Origin of the sequence: Mycobacterium sp. NPDC050041 (assembly GCF_049541695.1) — a bacterium.
Taxonomy (GTDB): domain Bacteria; phylum Actinomycetota; class Actinomycetes; order Mycobacteriales; family Mycobacteriaceae; genus Mycobacterium.
This window is the reverse complement of record NZ_JBMVDG010000012.1, coordinates 108,232-125,447: the sequence shown is the minus strand read 5'-3', so window position 1 is coordinate 125,447 and position 17,216 is coordinate 108,232. Positions and strand designations below refer to the sequence as shown.

The 17,216-nt window shown below is 69.0% G+C and carries 16 protein-coding genes; 9 read left to right on the top strand and 7 right to left on the bottom strand.

Annotated features, from left to right (window positions below; translation table 11 throughout):
- Positions 1-88: 88 nt before the first annotated feature.
- Both ACPCHZ_RS26835 and ACPCHZ_RS26830 read left to right on the top strand, forming a co-directional pair.
- Positions 89-1,291, top strand: coding sequence for a cytochrome P450 (locus ACPCHZ_RS26835; protein ID WP_423487526.1), 1,203 nt, complete (start codon positions 89-91; stop codon positions 1,289-1,291).
- Entirely contained in the window at positions 1,288-2,358 is a 1,071-nt protein-coding gene (locus ACPCHZ_RS26830; RefSeq protein ID WP_423487525.1) for a phosphotransferase, read from the top strand. The genes ACPCHZ_RS26835 and ACPCHZ_RS26830 overlap by 4 nt, the downstream gene beginning before the upstream one ends.
- Positions 2,359-2,365: 7 nt before the next feature.
- Here the strand turns inward: ACPCHZ_RS26830 and ACPCHZ_RS26825 are convergent, their stop codons facing one another.
- The 6 genes from ACPCHZ_RS26825 to ACPCHZ_RS26800 form a co-directional block, all read right to left on the bottom strand.
- Positions 2,366-3,661, bottom strand: a complete 1,296-nt coding sequence (locus tag ACPCHZ_RS26825) for an MFS transporter (RefSeq protein ID WP_423487524.1) — start codon at positions 3,659-3,661, stop codon at positions 2,366-2,368.
- 36 nt (positions 3,662-3,697) lie between these two features.
- Entirely contained in the window at positions 3,698-4,999 is a 1,302-nt protein-coding gene (locus ACPCHZ_RS26820) for an MFS transporter (RefSeq protein WP_364984334.1), read from the bottom strand.
- Positions 5,000-5,050: 51 nt separating this feature from the next.
- Positions 5,051-6,469 (bottom strand): adenylate/guanylate cyclase domain-containing protein, encoded by a 1,419-nt coding sequence (locus ACPCHZ_RS26815; protein ID WP_423487568.1) that lies wholly within the window; start codon positions 6,467-6,469, stop codon positions 5,051-5,053.
- Between the two features lie 83 nt (positions 6,470-6,552).
- A complete protein-coding gene (locus ACPCHZ_RS26810; RefSeq protein WP_364984336.1) occupies positions 6,553-6,855 on the bottom strand; it encodes a hypothetical protein in 303 nt (100 codons plus the stop codon).
- The gene (locus ACPCHZ_RS26805) at positions 6,852-8,354 is read right to left on the bottom strand and encodes a class I adenylate-forming enzyme family protein (protein WP_423487523.1); all 1,503 of its coding nucleotides are present in this window, start codon (positions 8,352-8,354) and stop codon (positions 6,852-6,854) included. The genes ACPCHZ_RS26810 and ACPCHZ_RS26805 overlap by 4 nt, the downstream gene beginning before the upstream one ends.
- Positions 8,351-9,187: an SDR family oxidoreductase gene (locus ACPCHZ_RS26800; RefSeq protein WP_364984340.1), complete on the bottom strand. Its 837-nt coding sequence runs from the start codon at positions 9,185-9,187 to the stop codon at positions 8,351-8,353. Before ACPCHZ_RS26800 ends, ACPCHZ_RS26805 begins: the two co-directional genes overlap by 4 nt.
- A 212-nt stretch (positions 9,188-9,399) precedes the next feature.
- On the opposite strand from ACPCHZ_RS26800, the gene ACPCHZ_RS26795 reads away from it, so the two are divergent.
- The 4 genes from ACPCHZ_RS26795 (at position 9,400) to ACPCHZ_RS26780 (ending at position 13,504) form a co-directional block, all read left to right on the top strand.
- Positions 9,400-10,977 (top strand): methylmalonyl-CoA mutase family protein, encoded by a 1,578-nt coding sequence (locus ACPCHZ_RS26795; protein WP_364984342.1) that lies wholly within the window; start codon positions 9,400-9,402, stop codon positions 10,975-10,977.
- Positions 10,978-11,388: a cobalamin B12-binding domain-containing protein gene (locus ACPCHZ_RS26790; RefSeq protein ID WP_423487522.1), complete on the top strand. Its 411-nt coding sequence runs from the start codon at positions 10,978-10,980 to the stop codon at positions 11,386-11,388. It abuts the gene before it with no gap.
- Positions 11,389-11,463: 75 nt separating this feature from the next.
- Positions 11,464-12,420 carry an LLM class F420-dependent oxidoreductase gene (locus tag ACPCHZ_RS26785; protein ID WP_423487521.1) on the top strand — a complete coding sequence of 319 codons (957 nt, stop codon included), beginning with the start codon at positions 11,464-11,466 and terminating at the stop codon, positions 12,418-12,420.
- Positions 12,421-12,448: 28 nt separating this feature from the next.
- The gene (locus tag ACPCHZ_RS26780) at positions 12,449-13,504 is read left to right on the top strand and encodes a CaiB/BaiF CoA transferase family protein (RefSeq protein WP_423487520.1); all 1,056 of its coding nucleotides are present in this window, start codon (positions 12,449-12,451) and stop codon (positions 13,502-13,504) included.
- Here ACPCHZ_RS26780 and ACPCHZ_RS26775 read toward each other — a convergent pair.
- The gene (locus ACPCHZ_RS26775; RefSeq protein ID WP_423487519.1) at positions 13,489-13,803 is read right to left on the bottom strand and encodes a 2Fe-2S iron-sulfur cluster-binding protein; all 315 of its coding nucleotides are present in this window, start codon (positions 13,801-13,803) and stop codon (positions 13,489-13,491) included. The two genes, ACPCHZ_RS26780 and ACPCHZ_RS26775, sit on opposite strands and share 16 nt — an antisense overlap.
- Positions 13,804-13,944: 141 nt before the next feature.
- Here ACPCHZ_RS26775 and ACPCHZ_RS26770 point away from each other — a divergent pair, with 141 nt between their 5' ends.
- Genes ACPCHZ_RS26770 through ACPCHZ_RS26760 form a run of 3 tightly spaced genes read left to right on the top strand, consistent with a single transcriptional unit; the run spans position 13,945 to position 17,210 of the window.
- Positions 13,945-15,348, top strand: a complete 1,404-nt coding sequence (locus tag ACPCHZ_RS26770; protein ID WP_423487518.1) for a class I adenylate-forming enzyme family protein — start codon at positions 13,945-13,947, stop codon at positions 15,346-15,348.
- Complete coding sequence (locus tag ACPCHZ_RS26765) at positions 15,326-16,141, top strand: acyl-CoA dehydrogenase family protein (RefSeq protein ID WP_423487517.1); 816 nt, start codon at positions 15,326-15,328, stop codon at positions 16,139-16,141. The genes ACPCHZ_RS26770 and ACPCHZ_RS26765 overlap by 23 nt, the downstream gene beginning before the upstream one ends.
- On the top strand, positions 16,128-17,210 hold the full coding sequence (locus tag ACPCHZ_RS26760) for an acyl-CoA dehydrogenase family protein (protein WP_423487516.1): 1,083 nt from the start codon (positions 16,128-16,130) through the stop codon (positions 17,208-17,210). Before ACPCHZ_RS26765 ends, ACPCHZ_RS26760 begins: the two co-directional genes overlap by 14 nt.
- Positions 17,211-17,216: the final 6 nt, after the last annotated feature.

The window sequence follows — 17,216 nt, the reverse complement described above, 5'->3', positions numbered from 1 at the left end:
TCACTAAGCCGACCGCTTAACACATCGGGGGTTACGTGTAACACTTACGCGTGTAAGCTCCCTCTCGCGTAAAGAGAGGCGGATTTCCGTGACCGTGAGTGCCAGCCCCGGCGTCTACTTCGACCCCTACGACGTCGAACTGAACGCCGACCCGTATCCCATGTTCAAGCGCCTCCGTGACGAGGCGCCGCTCTACTACAACGCCCAGCACGACTTCTACGCGGTGAGCCGGTTCGAGGACGTCTGCAAGTCGCTCGTCGACCACGGCACGTTCAGCTCCGCCCGCGGCGCGATCGTCGAACTCATCAAGGCCAACATCGACATCCCGCCGGGCACGGTGATCTTCGAGGACCCGCCGATCCACGACATCCACCGCAAGCTGCTCGCCAGGATGTTCACCCCGCGCAAGGTCAACGCGCTGGAACCCAAGATCCGCGAATTCTGCGCCCAGAGCCTCGACCCGGCGATGGAGTCGGGACGATTCGACTTCATCACCGACTTCGGCGCCATCATGCCGATGCGGGTGATCAGCGCACTGCTCGGCATTCCCGAGGAGGACCAGGAGAAGATCCGTGATCACGGCAACGCGCAACTGCGCACCGAGGCGGGCAAGCCGATGGCGGCCGCGCAGGACGGCCTGGTGGACGGTTCGATCTTCGAGGCCTACATCGACTGGCGCACGGAGAACCCCTCCGACGACATCATGACCGAACTGCTCAATGTCGAGTTCACCGACGAGCACGGGGTCGAGCGTCACCTCACCCGCGAGGAACTGCTGATCTACATCAACGTCGTCGCCGGCGCGGGCAACGAGACCACCACCCGGCTCATCGGCTGGGCGGCCAAGGTGCTCGCCGAACACCCCGACCAGCGCCGCGAACTCGTGGAGAACCCGGCGCTCATCCCGCAGGCGATCGAGGAGCTGCTGCGTTTCGAGCCGCCCGCGCCGCACGTCGCGCGCTACGTCACCCGGGACGTGGAGATTTACGGCCAGACCGTGCCGGAAGGCAGCGTGATGATGATGCTGATCGGCGCGGCGGTACGCGATCACCGGCAGTACCCGCCCGACGGCGACGTGTTCGACATCCACCGCGAGCCGCGCCAGCACCTCGCGTTCAGCGTCGGCACCCACTACTGCCTCGGCTCGGCACTGGCCCGGCTGGAGGGCCGCATCGCGCTCGAGGAGATCCTCAAACGCTTCCCGGAATGGGACGTCGACATGGCCAACGCCGCCCTGTCGCCGACATCGACTGTGCGCGGCTGGGATTCGATGCCCGCCATCGTCCGATGACCAGCGTCGAGTTGACGGTACCCAACGACTGGGAGGACATCACCCCGGTCTGGATGACCGCGGCGCTCGGTGATCGCCATCCCGACGCAGTGGTCGGCTCGGTCAGTGTCGACCTGCGCGACGACGGCACCAACCGGCGGGCCCGGCTGCGGCTCGGCTACACCTCGGGTTCGGGTCCGGAGACGGTGTTCGTCAAGGCGGTCGACCCCGGCCACCGGGATCTGGTGCGGCTCACCAGTGGACTCTTCCACGAGCCCCGGTTGTTCAACTCGGGCGTCGACCTGCCGCTGGAGCACCCGACCGTGTACGCGGCCGTGATCGACGAGCCCCGCGAGGATTTCATCCTGGTCATGGAGGACCTGACCGTGCGTGGGGCCGACCCGCGCGACGCCACCCGGCCGCTGACCGTGGAGCAGGCGGCGACGGGGGTGCGGGGCCTGGCCCGGATGCACGGAAAGTACTGGGGCGCACGGTCGCAGACACCCGAGCTGGAATGGCTGGAACCGTTCGTGCCGTGGGAGGGCATGGGCGCGGCGCCGCTGCAGGCCGCGCTCGACCGATTGGGTGACGACGCGCCCGACGAGGTGATGTCACTCACCATCGGCGAACTCATCGACGACATCTGGGCGCCCTACATCCGCAGCCTCACGAAGTCGCCGCAGACACTGCTGCACGGCGATCCGCACATCGGCAACACCTACCTGCTGCCCACCGGCGAGATCGGATTCCTGGACTGGCAGGTCGCCCGGCGCGGCAACTGGTCGCTGGACCTGGGGTACTTCCTGCAGGGCGCGCTGACCACAGCGGACCGCCGCAGCAGCGAACGGGATCTCCTCGAGGAGTACCGCGGCGCCCTCGGGCTGCCCGCCGACGAGGCGCCGTCGCCCGACGAGGTCTGGCTGCGCTACCGGGCGTCGGTGGCACACGGTCTGACGCTGTGGCTGTGCACCGCCAGCGCGGGCGAACTGTGGCAGCGCCCCGACATCGCTCTGGCCCTGGCGCAACGCTATTCGTTCGCCTACGCCGACCTGCGCACCGCCGAGGCGATCGCCGAGATCGACACCTGACGCGCGGTCACGCCGCCGGATTGCCCCGCCAGGGGCCGGGCATCAGACTCACCGCGACCGCCGAGACCACCGACACCCCGATCAGGTAGGCCCCGATCGAATCGCTGGTCCCGGTGGCGGCGTAGAGAGCGGTGGCGATGGTCGGTGCGAACGCCGAACCGACCACCTGCGAGAGGGTGTAGCCGACCGACACCCCGCTGTAGCGCACATCGGGATCGAACACCAGGCTGAACAGCGACCCGGTCACGCCCGCCGCAGGCGCCATAGCGATGCCGAACACCAGCACGAGGGCAAGCAGGAACAACCCCGGATCGCCGGTGTCGATGAGCGCGAACACCGGCAGCACGGCCACGCCCATCGCGACGACGCCGGCCAGGAACACCGGCTTGCGCCCCACCTGGTCCGACAGCGCGCCGAACATCGGATAGAGCACCACCGCAACCAGTGCGGCGACGAACACACCGAAAAGCGCCTGCGCCCGGGTGATCCCGGCGACCGTGGTGCCGTACGACACCAGGTACGCCACGCAGATGTAGGCGAACACACCCTGAGACAGGTACGCGCCTGCCACCAGAAGGATCTCGCGCCAGTGCCTGCGGAACGCCGCCACGATCGGCATCCGCACCACGGCGGCGCGCTCGCGCACCGCGGCGAAATCCGGACTCTCGGCGATGGACAACCGGATCACCAGCCCGATGACGATCAACAGCGCGCTGGCCAGGAACGGAATGCGCCAACCCCAGGACAGGAACCGGTCGTCGGGCAGCAGCGACACCGCATAGAAGGCGAGGGTGGCCGTCGCGGTACCCGCTGGTGCACCCATCTGCGGAAAGGCACCGTAGAGGCCTTTTCTGGCCGAAGGCGCGTGTTCGACCGCCATCAGTGTCGCGCCGCCCCACTCGCCGCCGACCGCGAAACCCTGTATCAGCCGCAGCAGTGTCAGCAGGATCGGCGCGACCCACCCGATCTGCGCGTAGGTCGGCAGCAGCCCCATCAACACCGTCGACAGGCCCATCAGCAGCAGTGAGTACACCAGCATCCGCTTGCGCCCGATGCGATCGCCGAAGTGCCCGAACACCATTCCGCCCAGTGGCCGCGCGAAGAACCCGACCCCGAAGGTCGCGAACGACAGCAGCAGCCCCATCGCCGGCGAGGCATCGGGGAAGAACAGCTTCGGGAACACCAGCGCGGCCGCGGTGCCGTAGATCAGGAAGTCGTAGTACTCGACGGTGGTGCCGATGAAGCTGGCCAGCGCGACCCGCGGACCCGAGGTGCGCGGCGGCACGCCCGCGGGGTTGACCATGGATCACACTAGCGCGTGATCGCCCGTCCGGCAGAGCTATTCGACGGTTTGGCGCAGCGGCCGGCCCGCCGACTCGCGCATCGTCATGATGGTGGCGAGCGTGATGACGGCGGCGACGATGAGATAGATCGCGGGGGCGAGTTCGTTGCCGGTCCGGTCGGTGAGCCAGGTGGCGATGTACGGGGTGGTGCCGCCGAACAGGGCGACCGACGTGTTGTAGCCGATCGAGTAGCCACTGGAGCGCACCTTGGTGGCGAAGAGCTCGGCGCCCGCGGCCAGCGAGGCCGAGACGAACACCGCCTCCAGCGCGGCCAGGCCGGCGTGGGCGGCGACGGCCGCCGCCAGCGATCCGGAGTTCAGCAGCCAGAACAGCGGATAACTGAACACCGCGAACCCGACCGCCCCGGCGATCAGCAGCGGCTTGCGGCCGATCCGGTCCGACAGCGCGCCCAACGGGAGGATTAGCACGAGCGCCACGATGCTCGCCACCGTGATGGAGACGAACGCGTCGGTCTTGGTGAACCCCAGCGTCTCGGTGAAGTAGCTCGGGAGGAAGGTGAACACCACGTAGAAGCCCACGTTGTGGATGATCACCAGTCCGACGATCTGCAGGATGGGCCGCCACGACGTCGTAACCGCCTCGCGCAGCGGCGATTCGGAGACCTCGCCGGACTCCCTGAGTCGCTCGAATTCCGGTGTGTCGCCCAGGCGGAGCCGGATGTAGAGGCCGACGGCGCCGAGCACACCGGCGATCAGGAACGGGATCCGCCACCCGTAGCTCTCCATCGCCTGCTCGCTCAGCGCGGCCTCGAGCACGGTGACGGTGATGGACCCGAGCAGGAAGCCGATCACCACCGACCAGACGAGGAACGCCACCACGAAACCGCGGTGACGGTCCGGTGCGTACTCGGCGAGGAAGCAGGCGCCGCTGCCGTATTCACCGCCGGCGGAGAAGCCCTGCAGGCACCGCAACAGGAGCAGCAGCACCGGCGCGAAGACGCCGATCGAGTCGTAGCTCGGAACGAGGCCGATGGCGAACGTGGATGCCGACATGAGCAGGATCACCAGGGCGAGCACGCGTTGTCGGCCGATCCGGTCCGCCAGGGGACCGAAGAACAATCCGCCGAGTGGTCGCATGAAGAACGCGGCGGCGAAGATCGCGAACGTGTTGAGCAGGGCGGCGGTCTCGTCGCCAGGCGGGAAGAACTTCGCGGCGATGTAGGTGGCGAGGAAGCCGTAGACGGCGAAGTCGAACCACTCGACGGTGTTGCCGATCGCCGCACCGCGTACGGCCTGACGCACCGCCGCCGGTTCGGCGGCCCTGACATCTGAGGTCATGTCCGGGGGTTCCCGGTGATATTCGGGAACTAACCTGCCGATCGCGCCGGGTCAGCGCGGTGCGGTCGGCGCCCACATGTCGGTGGGGTCGGCCCGGCCGCGCAGCACCTCACGGCTGTGCTCGGCCCAGCGCACGCGTTCGGTGTCGTCTGCTTCGCGCAGTGCGCTGCCCGAGCACAGCACCCGGGCCTCGACGCCCTTGGCGCGGTCGGCCAGCCGTGCGGCCTCGTTGACGGCGTCGCCGACGACGGTGTACTCGTAGCGGTTCTCTGCGCCGATGTTGCCGGCGAACACCGGGCCTGCGGACACGCCGATGCCGAAATCCACTGACAGACGGGCCAACTGGATACTGAGGGTTCTCGCGGTGGTCAGCGCGGCGGTCGCCGGCCGTTCGATGGGCAGCGGCGCGCCGAACACCGCGAGCGCGGCGTCGCCCTGGAACTTGTTGACCAGGCCGTGGTTGTCGTCGACGGCGGCGACCACGATGCGGAAGAACTCGTTGAGAATGTCGGCCACCTGCTGGGGTTCGCGGTGGGTGGCCAGTTCGGTGGACCCGACGAGGTCGATGAACAGCACCGCGGCGGCGCGCACGTCACCGGCGACGGCTTCGGTGCCCTCGATCGCACGGCGGACCACCTCGGGACCGACGTGGCGGCCGAACAGGTCGCGCAACCGGTCCCGCTCCCGCAGCCCGATCACCATCCGGTTGAAGCCGCTCTGCAGGCGGCCGATCTCGGACCGTTCGTAGACGTCGACGAGACGGCCGATCTCGCCGCGCTCGACCTCGGCCATCGCCGCCACCACGTCGCGCACCGGGTCGGAGATCGACCGCGAGACGACGATCATCGCGCGCAGGCCGAGCATGACCGCGACGATGGCGAGCACCAGCACCGGGACCTCCACCGACGCGTCCTGGGAGATCAGCCAGCCGTTGCGGCGCAGCATGGTCAGGGCGACGATGCCGGCGCCGGGCAGGGCGGTGCACACGGTCCACATCAGGATCAGCCGCGCGCGGACACCCGGGACGGCCTCGGCGTGCGCGAGGTCACCGGCCGTCACGGTCATCACCGGGCGCAGCGTGCGCTGCGTGAACAGGAAGGCGGTGGCCACCGTCGCGGTCGTCCCGAACATCACCGCGAAGGCGATCACCGCCAAGACGCCGCCGCCCTTGTCGGCGTTGAGAGAAAGCATCACCGCGGCGGCGACGACCCACGGCGTCAACAGGATCGCCGACTGCCAGTGGGTCAGGTTGCGGACCGTCCGCAGGCTGCCCAGATCCCGATCGCCGCTCTCCAGCAGGCGGACGGCTGGCTCGATCAGCAGGACGCCGCCGACCGAGACGGCTGCGGTGCCGACGGCGACCAGCGCCACGGTGGCGATCAGATTCTCCCTGCTGAGCAGGGCCTGGGCGTCGGTCACGCTCTGCGCGCTCAGCGAGACGGCGATCGCGACCACCTCGGCGGCGGTCATCAGGTAGGCCAGCGCGAGTCCGGCGCCGTATCGGGCGCGCAGTCGGCCGGGCGGCGGCACGGCCCCCTCGCCCCGGACCCTCGTCAGTCGCTGGCGGGCAGCGGCTTGGCCTCCTTGAGGCTGAGCGGTGTGTCGCCGACGGCCAGAGTGCCCTGACCGGCCTTGGTCACCAGCACCTCGGCGCCGTTGTCGTCGACGTAGCGCTTGCCCATCACATTGCCGTCGGACAGCGCCGGGTCGAGGGTGGCGTCGGCGGACTTCTCGCCGTCCAGCGGCACCATCGGTGCGCCGCCTGCCCGCAGGTCGTCGAGGCTGTCGGCGCTGCGCACCACGATCACCTGGGTGTCGCAGACCTGGCTCTGCAGGCGGGTGCCGTTCTTGATCATGCTGGCTCCTTCGTGGCCGTCTGGAATTCGTGGATCAGCTCGCGGCGCAGCACCTTGCCGGTGGCGTTGGTGGGTAGTTCGGCGCGGAAGATCACGCGGTCGGGGGTGCGCGAGCCGCGCAGGTGGCTGCGGACGTGTTCGCGCAGCAGGTCCGGGTCGGGGTCGGTACCCGCGGCAGGGACGACGACGGCGACGATGATCTGGCCCCACTGCGGGTCCTCGGGCCCGATGACCGCGACGTCGTGAACGTCGGGGTGTTCCACGAGCACGTCCTCGATCTCGGCGGGTGCGATGTTCTCGCCGCCGCGGATGATGGTGTCGTCGGACCGGCCGCCGATGAACAGGTAGCCCTGCTCGTCGAGCATCGCGACATCTTTGGTGGGGAACCAGCCTTCGGCGTCGAGCACTGAACCGATCTCGGCGTAGCGGCCGGACACCTGGTCGCCGCGCACGTAGAGCTCACCGGTCTCACCAGGGCCGAGCACCGTGCCGTCGTCGGCGCGGATCTGCACCTCGATGCCGGGCACCACCTGTCCGACCGAGCCGAGACGCCGCGCCGCGACCGGATCGTCGGCGCCGAAGGCCGCGCGGTGATCGTCGGGTCCGAGCACCGCGATCGTCGAACTGGTCTCGGTGAGGCCGTAGGCGTTGACGAAGCCGACGTCGGGCAGCAGTTCGAGCGCGGTGCGCACCAGCGGCAGCGCCACCTTCGACCCGCCGTAGGCGAGATTGCGCAGCGTCGGCAACTCGACCGGCTCGCTCTGCAGTGCCGTCACGATGCGGTCGAGCATGGTGGGCACCACGGTCGCGGTGGTGACGTGCTCGTCGCGGATCAGCCGGATCCATTCGCGGGCGTCGAAGATGGGCAGGTACACCATCTTGCGGCCGGCGTAGAGGTTGGACATCGCCGCGCCGACACCGGCGATGTGGTACGGCGGCACGCAGATCAGTGAGGCATCTTCTTCTGCGGCGGAACCGAACTCGACGGTGCCGGTGACGTAACTCGTCAGGTTGTTGTGGGTGAGCTCGACGGCCTTGGGCCGCGACGTGGTGCCGGAGGTGAAGAGCACCACCGCGACGGCATCGGGGTCGGCGAACTCGGCGACCGGTTCGGCGGTGCGGGCGGCCGCCAGGAAGTCGTCGGAGGTGACCGTCTGCCTGCCGGCGTCACCGACGGCGTCGTGGTAGTCGGCGTCGGCGATCACCAGCGCGTCGGGGAGCCGCTCGATCAGCTCGCGTAACCCGTCGCGGCTGAGCCGGTAGTTCAGCGGGGTGAACGGCACGGCGGCGCGCGCCGACGCGAACAGCAGCAGCGGCAACATCGCCCCGCCGGTACCCACATAGGCGACGTGCGAGGCGCCGGAGGCGGTGATCACGCCCGCGCCGCCGTCGGCCAGGGCGCTGAGCTCGCCCGCACTCAGCCGAAGATCGTTGGAGACGACGGCGGTGCGGTCGGGATCGCTGGACGAGGCCATCTCCAACAGCAGCGAGATGCTCATGGCCGGTCCGCCTCGTCGACGAAGATGTCCAGGGTGGGGTTGTCTCCGCCACCGTAGCGGGTCAGGTCGGTGATTCCCGCCGAAGCCAGCACCTCGGAGTCGATGTAGCAGTTGCCGGTGGCCTCGCGCGCCGGGCGGGACAGCACCTCGACGGCGGCATCGGCCATGATCTCCGGGCTGCGGGCGGATTCGAGCGCCTTCTCACCGATGTGAGCGACCGCGGCGGTGGCGATGTAGGTCTGCGGCCACAGGCAGTTGAACGCGATGCCGGCGTCCGCGTACTCGGCGGCCCAGCCCTGCGACAGCAGGGTCATCCCGTACTTCGAGAGCGTGTACGACGGGTGGGCGCCCAGCCAGTGCGGGCTGAGGTTCAGCGGTGGCGCGAGTGTGAGGACATGGGCGTTGGCCGAGCGGCGCAGGTGCGGCAGCGCGGCCTTGGTCAGCAGGAACGTGCCGCGCAGGTTGATGTCCATCATCAGGTCGAACTTCTTGGCGGCCAGTGCCTCGGTCGGCTCGGTGGCGATCGCGCTGGCGTTGTTCACCACGATGTCGATCCCGCCGAAGTGCTCGACGGCGGCCTCGACCGCGCGCGCGACGTCCTCTTCCTTGCGCACGTCGCCCACCACGGGCACGGCCTTGCCGCCCGCGGCCTCGATGTCGGCGACCGCGGTGTGCACGGTGCCGGGCAGCTTGGGGTGCGGTTCGGCGGTCTTGGCCAGCAGCACGACGTTGGCCCCGTGCCGGGCGGCGCCGATCGCGATCGCCAGGCCGATGCCCCGGCTGCCGCCGGAGACCACCATGGTGCGGTCGGTGAACGCTTGCTCGCTGGACATGGGCCTCCTCGGACTTGCCCTCGATGGTATTGGCATTCTCTTTTGACGCAAGTGCCGTAATCATCGATTGTCTCTCACGACCCGCCGAGGTCGGCGCGGGGGTGCCCGGTGTCGACAGGTGGTCCTCACGCGCCGGCAGGACGTGGACGTCGGCGCTCATTTCCGACAAGTGGTATTGGCATTCTCATTTTTTGCAAGTACGTTATCCATCGATGACAGACTCCGTGCAGACCTCCTCGGGCATCCCGCTCGAGCCCGTCTACGGGCCCGCTGACCGGGATGCCGACCCGCCGCCGCCCGGCGGCTATCCCTTCACCCGGGGCAACTTCGCGTCCGGGTATCGCGGGAAGCTGTGGACGTTCCGGCAGTATTCCGGATTCGGCACCGCCGAGGAGTCGAACCGCCGCTACCGGTACCTGCTCGACCAGGGCGGCACCGGGCTGTCGGTGGCGCTGGACCTGCCCACCCAGTGCGGCTACGACTCCGACGATCCCGAGTACGGCGAAGAGGTGGGCCGCGTCGGCGTCGCGGTCGACACCCTCGCCGACGCGGAGATCCTGTTCGACTCGATCCCGTTGGACAAGATCAGCACCAGCTTCACGATCAACGGCACCGCGGCGATCCTGCTCGCCTTCTACGTGGCGGCGGCGGAGAAGGCCGGGGTGCCGCGCGAGAAGCTCACCGGCACGATCCAGAACGACATCCTCAAGGAGTACGCGTCGCGCGGGACGTGGATCTGGCCGCCTGAGCCGTCGTTGCGGCTGATCGCCGACACCATCGAGTTCTGCGCCGCCGAGGTGCCGCGGTTCAATGCGATCTCGGTGGCGGGCGCGCACTTCCGCGACGCAGGCGCCAACGCGGTGCAGGAGATGGCGTTCACCCTGGCCGACGGCGTGACCTACTGCGACACCGTCGTCGAGCGCGGCCGGATGAGCATCGACAAGTTCGCGCCGCAGATCTCGTTCTTCTTCTACACCCACGGTGACTTCTTCGAGGAGATCGCCAAATACCGTGCCGGCCGGCGGCGCTGGGCGACCATCGTGCGCGAGCGCTACGGCTCGACCAGTGATAAGGCGTCGATGTTCCGGTTCGGTTGCGTGTCCGGCGGCGCGTCGCTGTACGCCCCGCAGGCGCAGAACAACGTGGTGCGCATCGCCTACGAGGCGATGGCCTCGGTCCTGGGCGGCGTGCAGTCGATGTTCACCGCCGCATGGGACGAGCCGTTCGCGCTGCCCAGTGAGGAGTCGGCGACGCTCGCGCTGCGCACCCAGCAGATCCTGGCCTACGAGACCGGGGTGACCCGGGTGGCCGACCCGCTGGGCGGGTCGTACTTCGTCGAGGCGCTCACCGACGCCACCGAGGAGAAGATCGTCGAGATCATGCACGATCTCGAGGCGCACGGCGGGATGGTGCGCTGCATCGAGGACGGCTACCTCCAGGGCCTGATCGCCGACGAGGCCTACAAGATCCACAAGGAGGTCGAGTCGGGGGAGCGGCCGGTGGTGGGGGTCAACAAGTTCGTCACCGCCGAACCGCCGCCGGACATCGACACCTACGAACTCGACGCCCAGGGGCGCGATCTGCAGCTCAAGCGGCTGGCGAAGGTCAAGGCCGAGCGGGACAATGTCGCGGTCAAGGAAGCGCTGGCCGCCCTCGCGCGGTCGGCCGAGGGAGACGACAACCTGATGCACAAGCTGGTCGACTGCGCCAACGCGTACTGCACGGTCGGCGAGATGGTGTCCACGCTGAAGTCGGTGTGGGGCGAGTTCCAGCAGCCGGTGGTGTTCTAGATGACCGCGTCGACTCCCGCGCGCGTGCTCGTGGCCAAACCCGGCCTCGACGGACACGATCGCGGCGCCAAGATCGTCGCGCGCACCCTGCGCGACGCCGGGTTCGAGGTCATCTACACCGGCATCCGCCAGCGCATCGAGGACATCGTGTCGATCGCGCTGCAGGAGGACGTCTCGCTGGTCGGACTGTCGATCCTGTCCGGGGCGCATGTGGCGCTCACCGCGCGCACCGTCGATGCGCTGCGGGCCGCCGATGCGGGGGACATCGCCGTCGTCGTCGGTGGCACGATCCCGCAGAGCGACGTGCCGAAACTGCTGGAAGCCGGTGCGGCCGCGGTCTTCCCGACCGGCGCCTCGCTGGAGGATCTGGTGCGTGACGTGCGGGCGCTGACCGACAAGGCGACTCAGTGACGAGTGTGAAACGTCGGCGGTTTTCGGTCCTGAATCCCGCCGAGGATTCACACTCGGCGAAGGAAGTGCGGTGACATGAGACTCGGTGTGATGATCGGGGCCGAGCGCGGCGACATGGCCCGCAAGGTCAAGAAGCTGGTGTCCGACATCGAGTGGGCGGAGGCCGCGGGCCTGGACACCGCGTGGATGCCGCAGGTCCCCGACGACTTCGACTGCCTGTCGATGGTCGCGCTGATGGCCGCGCACACCTCGCGCATCGAACTGGGCACCGCGGTGGTGCCGCTGCAGGCGCAGCATCCGATCGCGCTTGCGCGTCAGGCTCTTTCGGTGCACGCGATGGCCGGGGGACGGCTCGCGCTGGGCGTCGGTCCGTCGCACCACTGGATCGTCCGCGACATGCTGGGCCTGCCGTACGAGAAGCCGGCCGGCTACACCCGCGACTACCTCGAGGTGCTGAGCGCCGCGGTGTCCGGTCCCGGCCCGGTGGACGTGGAGAACGGCAACTTCACCGTGCACAACCCGACCGCTCTGGCTGCGGAGGCACCGCTGCCGGTGCTGGTCGCCGCGCTCGGTCCGGTGATGCTGCAGCTCGCGGGTGAGCACGCCGACGGCACCGTGCTGTGGATGGCCGACGAGAAGGCCATCGGTGACCACATCGCACCGAAGATCACCAAGGCCGCCGCCGACGCGGGCAGGCCCGCGCCGCGCATCGTCGCAGGCATCCCGGTGTGCCTGTGTGCGAACTCCGAGATCGACGCCGCCAAGGAACGGGCGAATCGCATCCTCTCCGAGGCCGAGACGTCGCCGAACTACCAGAAGTTGCTCGACCGCGGCGACGCCCGCAGCGTCGGCGACCTCTGCGCGGCGGGGGACGAGGACTCGATCCTGGCGCGGTTCAAGCAGTTCGCCGACGCCGGGGTGACCGATCTGTCGGTGCGGCTGCTGCCGATCGGCGACACCCGCGACGAGCTGATCGCGTCGAAGTACCGCACGCGTGAGGTGATCGCCGAGCTCGCCAAGGCCGTGCGATGAGCGCTCGCGCGAAGAGCCGAGGGCTGCGATGAACGCTCCGGCTCCGGGGCCGCTCGCGGGCATCCGCGTCCTTGAGGTCGGCGTGATGCTGGCCGGCCCGTACGCCACGATGATGCTGGCCGACCTCGGCGCCGAAATCCTCAAGATCGAGCCGCCCGGCGGCGAGATCTCCCGGCAGGTCAGCGACAGCTACTTCGCCAGCCTGAACCGCAACAAGGCCAACATCTGCCTGGACCTGCAGTCGCCCGACGGGCAGCGCCGGCTCGGGGAGCTGGTCGCGGAATCGCATGCGCTGCTGGTCAACATGAAGCCCTCGGTGATCCGCAAGCTCGGCCTCACCTATGAGGATCTGCGGCGCTACAACGAGAAGATCGTGTGCGTCGCGATGACGGGCTTCGGCCTCGACGGCGGCGACGACCCCGCGTTCGACTACGTGATCCAGGCCGCCACCGGCGTCGCGGCGATGACCGGCGATCCGGACGGACCGCCGACGCTGCCCGGATATTCCTCGGCGGACAACTCCACCGGGCTGACCGCGGCTCTCGGCCTGCTGGCGATGATCGTGTCGGGTCGCGGCGGTCAGGTGGACGTCTCACTGCGCGACGTGATGCTCTCTCAGCTCAACTACCGCGCGGCGGCCTACCTCAACGACGGCGTCGAGCCGCGCCGTTTCCCGAACGGCGCGCATTCGTACTACGTTCCCGCGCAGCTGTTTCCCACCGCAGCAGGGTTCCTCGCGCTGTTCATCACCCATGACGGATTCTGGCGGCTGTTCGCGGCGGAGGCAGGCATCGACGGCTTCCCGACGATGGCCGAGCGTGCGGCCCGCCGCGAGGAGGTGCTGGCGGTCGTCACGGCGGCGCTGCGCACCGACACCGCCGACGGGTGGGAGGCGCGGTTGCGCCCGCTGGGCATCCCCGCCGCAGCGGTGCGCAGCCTGCCGCAGGCGCTCGACGCGACGCCGGAGGCGCTGGTGGACGCGGGACCGTACCGTCTGGTCGGCAGTCCGGTGCGGGTGTCGGGGTACACCCCCGACTACCGGCCGCCGCCGCCCCTGCCGGTGCAGGCTCAGACGTCGTCGTAGTCCACGACGACGACGGCGGTGTCGGGCACCGCCTGGCACGTGAGCACGTAGCCGTCCTCGACCTCGTCGTCGTCGAGGGCGTCGTTGACCCGCATGGTGGCGGTGCCCTCGGTCAGCTTGGCCATGCACGTTCCGCAGTTGCCCGCCTCGCAGGAGAACGGCGGCGTCATCCCGCCGCGGCGGGCGCTCTCCAGCAGCGTCTCTCCGGGGCGTCCGGCCACCGAAACCCGTGCCCGATCGAAGATGAAGGTGATCTCACCCGGTACCGCGGAAGCGTCGGTCATCGGTTCGGCCGTCATCAGACTCCTCTGGGCATCGTCATTCTGGTTATAAGAGAACTCTATTCTCTTCTAATGATAGGCTCTTCTCAAGACGGGTCAGGCACCGGCTCGGTGCGGCACGAGGAGGGCGTAAGCGGCGGTGTGCGAGGAGGCCGACACGTGACTGACCCGGTCGCTCTCGCCTTCGAAGACCGCGAGTTCACCCTGGCACAACTCGACGCGATGGCCAATGGCATGGCCACCACCCTGGAACACCGCGGCGTGCGCGCCGGTGACCGGGTGGCGCTGATGTCGTCCAACCGCCCGGAGTTCGTCGTCGCGCTGCGGGCGATCTGGCGGCTGGGCGCGGCCGTGGTCCTCATCAGCCCGGCGTGGAAGCGCCTCGAGGTCCAGAACGCCCTCACGCTGACCGGTGCGTCGCACGCCGTCGGCGACCAGGCGCTGCTGGCCGAACTGGTACCGATGCTGCATCTCGACGAACCGATCGCGCCGGGCATGCGGACGTTCCCCGCGCCGCCGCCCGGGTCCGACGCACTTCTGGTCTTCAGCTCCGGCACCACCGGGATGCCCAAGGCGGTCCGTCACACCCACCGCGCATTCGCCGTCGCCGTGCGGCAGTGGCGGGATGCACTCAAACTGTCGGCGTCGGACCGGATGCAGATCATGACGCCCCCGTCGCACATCCTCGGTCTGCTCAACATCGCGATGGCATTGGACACCCAGGCGTGGATCCGGCTTCACCGCCGGTTCGACGTCGACGCCATGCTGCGTCACATCGCCGCCGACCGGATCACCATCGAGATGTCGGTGGCGCCGATCGCCCTGGCCATCGCCGGGCATCCGGCGCTCGAGAGCTACGACCTGTCCTCACTGCGCTACATCATGTGGTGCGCCACCCCGGTCACCGGGAGCGTCGCCGACAGTGTCACGCGGCGCGTCGGTGTGCGGTGGGTCGCCGCATACGGCACGAGCGAGGTCCCGGTGATTGCGGCCAATCCCGTCGACGGCGCCCGGCTCGACACCGTCGGCCGGCCCGTACCGGGGGTGAGCGTGCGCATCGTCGACCCCGAATCGGCGGCGGTGCTGCCGGCCGGGCAGACAGGCGAGATCCAGGTCCGCTCCGATGCCGTGATGGCCGGCTACCTGCCCGCCGAGGTGACCGCAGAGTCCTTCAGCGACGGCTGGTACCGCACAGGCGATGTCGGCGTGCTCGACGCGGACGGCTGGCTGCGGATCACCGACCGGCTCAAGGAGATGATCAAGGTGCGCGGCTTCCAGGTCGCGCCCGCCGAGGTCGAGGCGGTGCTGCACGGACACCCGGCCGTCGAGGACTGCGCCGTGTTCGGCGTGCCCGACGCCGCGGACGGCGAGGCCGTGATCGCGGCTGTCACCACCAGCGCGCCGGTGTCGTCGGAGGAACTCGTGGAACTGGTCGGCGACCGGCTCGCTCGCTACAAGCGGCCCCGCCGGGTGGTGTTCGTGCCGGAAATCCCCCGCCTACCGTCCGGAAAGGCGTTGCGCCGCGTGCTCAAGGAGGCTCATGGACGTCCGACTGACCAGTGAACAACAGCAGCTGCGGGACGCTGCGGCCAAGCTCGCCGACGATCTCGGTCCCGGGTCGGTGGCCGACCTCGACGACGACGGCCGCGCCGCCCGGCTGGAGAAGACCGTCGCGTCGACCGGGTGGCGGTCGCTGCGCTCGGACGAGGCATCCGGGGTGGAGGTGGCGATCGTCGCCGAGGAGTTCGGACGCGGCCTGGTCGACGTCCCGTTCCTCGGTCCGGTGCTCGCCGACGACCTGCAGCGCAGGCTCGGCCGCGAACTCGCGTTGCCCGATGTCCGGCCGGCGTCGGTGGACCTGACCGGAAGCCTTGCCGGCGTTGAGCAGTCGCCCGCCGAGCTGAGCGAGCTGTCCGATGACGACCGGGGACGCTGGTATGCGTTGGCGCTCGCGGCGACGACCGCGGACATCGTCGGCGCGGCCCGCGGCGCCCATGCGCTGGCATGTGAGTACGCCAAGGTCCGCGAGCAGTACGGCTCGACGATCGGGTCGTATCAGGCGGTCGCGCACCTGCTGGCCGAGAGCCTGGCGCTGATCGAGGGGTCGATCAGCGTGTCCCGGCACGCGGCGTGGGCGGTCGACGAACTTCCGGTCACCGAAGCTGTCGAGGCCGGCCGGGTGGCCAAGGTCTACTGTGCGCGTTCGGCATTGACCGTGTGCGAGACGTCGATCCAGGTACACGGCGGCATCGGCAACACCTGGGAGTGCTTGGCCCACATCTATCTGCGTCGGGTGCTGGCCGCCACGGAGGCCTGGCCCGTCAAGTTGGAGGAGCTGACCATTGGACTTTCGTGACGGACCCGACGAGGCCGCGTTCCGGGATCGGCTGCGCGCGTGGTTGATCGACCAGAGGGGCAAGTTCCCGACCTCGGGCGATGAGTACTGGGCCAAGGCGGGCGAATGGCACCAGGCGCTCTTCCAGGCCGGATTCTTCGGCACGTCATGGCCGAAGGCCTACGGCGGCCAGGATCTGCCACCGGTCTACGACGTCATCGTCGACGAGGAGATCGCGAAGGCCGGCGCGCCGGCGCGGCCGAGTCTGGGCTACCTCGTCGTCGGCCTGAGCCATCACGGCAGCGAGGAACTGCGGCAACGTTTCCTGCCCGGCATGATCAACGGCACCGAGCGGTGGTGCCAGGGCTTCTCGGAACCGGGTGCCGGGTCGGACCTCGCATCGTTGACCACGACGGCGGTCCGTGACGGTGACGAGTACGTCATCCACGGTCACAAGATCTGGACCAGTTACTCCGATGTCGCCGACTGGTGTCTGGTGCTCGCCCGCACGGAGAAGGATGTGCCGAAGCACAAGGGCATCTCGGCGTTCATCGTGTCGATGCACCAGGACGGTATCGAGCAGCGCCCGCTGAAGATGATCAGCGGAGTCACCCGGGAGTTCGGTCAGGTCGAATTCGACGGGGCGCGGGTGCCCGTCGACAACATGGTGGGCGCCCCGGGCGAGGGCTGGAAACTCGCGATGACGGTGGTCAGCCATGAGCGTGAACCGTCGACGCTGGGCTTCTCGGCACGATACGGAAAGACTGTGCGTCAGTTGGCCTCCCGGGTCGACGGTCCGGCACCCGACGAGCTGTCCTGGGCCTGGGTGCAGACCGAGATGCTGCGGCTGCATGTGCGCCGGCGACTCTCCGAGCAGCTCGACGGCATCAAGCACGGACCGGACGGGTCGCTGGACAAGCTGCTCATGACGTGGGTCGAGCAGTCGGTCGGGCATGCCGCGCTCGCCACGGTGGGCACCGGCGACGAGGATCTCTTCGGCGCCTACATGTACAGCCGCGCGCAGAGCGTGATGGGCGGCACGTCGCAGATCCAGAAGAACATCATCGCGCAACGCATCCTGGGATTGTGAGCGAGA

Coding starts and splice junctions, on each gene's coding strand:
- ACPCHZ_RS26810 (WP_364984336.1), bottom strand. CDS start 6,855: ATGATCAAGAACGGCACCCGCCTGCAGAGCCAGGTCTGCGACACCCAG.
- ACPCHZ_RS26795 (WP_364984342.1), top strand. CDS start 9,400: ATGACAGACTCCGTGCAGACCTCCTCGGGCATCCCGCTCGAGCCCGTC.
- ACPCHZ_RS26785 (WP_423487521.1), top strand. CDS start 11,464: ATGAGACTCGGTGTGATGATCGGGGCCGAGCGCGGCGACATGGCCCGC.
- ACPCHZ_RS26790 (WP_423487522.1), top strand. CDS start 10,978: ATGACCGCGTCGACTCCCGCGCGCGTGCTCGTGGCCAAACCCGGCCTC.
- ACPCHZ_RS26825 (WP_423487524.1), bottom strand. CDS start 3,661: ATGGTCAACCCCGCGGGCGTGCCGCCGCGCACCTCGGGTCCGCGGGTC.
- ACPCHZ_RS26820 (WP_364984334.1), bottom strand. CDS start 4,999: ATGACCTCAGATGTCAGGGCCGCCGAACCGGCGGCGGTGCGTCAGGCC.
- ACPCHZ_RS26775 (WP_423487519.1), bottom strand. CDS start 13,803: ATGACGGCCGAACCGATGACCGACGCTTCCGCGGTACCGGGTGAGATC.
- ACPCHZ_RS26805 (WP_423487523.1), bottom strand. CDS start 8,354: ATGAGCATCTCGCTGCTGTTGGAGATGGCCTCGTCCAGCGATCCCGAC.
- ACPCHZ_RS26765 (WP_423487517.1), top strand. CDS start 15,326: ATGGACGTCCGACTGACCAGTGAACAACAGCAGCTGCGGGACGCTGCG.
- ACPCHZ_RS26780 (WP_423487520.1), top strand. CDS start 12,449: ATGAACGCTCCGGCTCCGGGGCCGCTCGCGGGCATCCGCGTCCTTGAG.
- ACPCHZ_RS26830 (WP_423487525.1), top strand. CDS start 1,288: ATGACCAGCGTCGAGTTGACGGTACCCAACGACTGGGAGGACATCACC.
- ACPCHZ_RS26800 (WP_364984340.1), bottom strand. CDS start 9,187: ATGTCCAGCGAGCAAGCGTTCACCGACCGCACCATGGTGGTCTCCGGC.
- ACPCHZ_RS26815 (WP_423487568.1), bottom strand. CDS start 6,469: ATGACCGCCGCCGAGGTGGTCGCGATCGCCGTCTCGCTGAGCGCGCAG.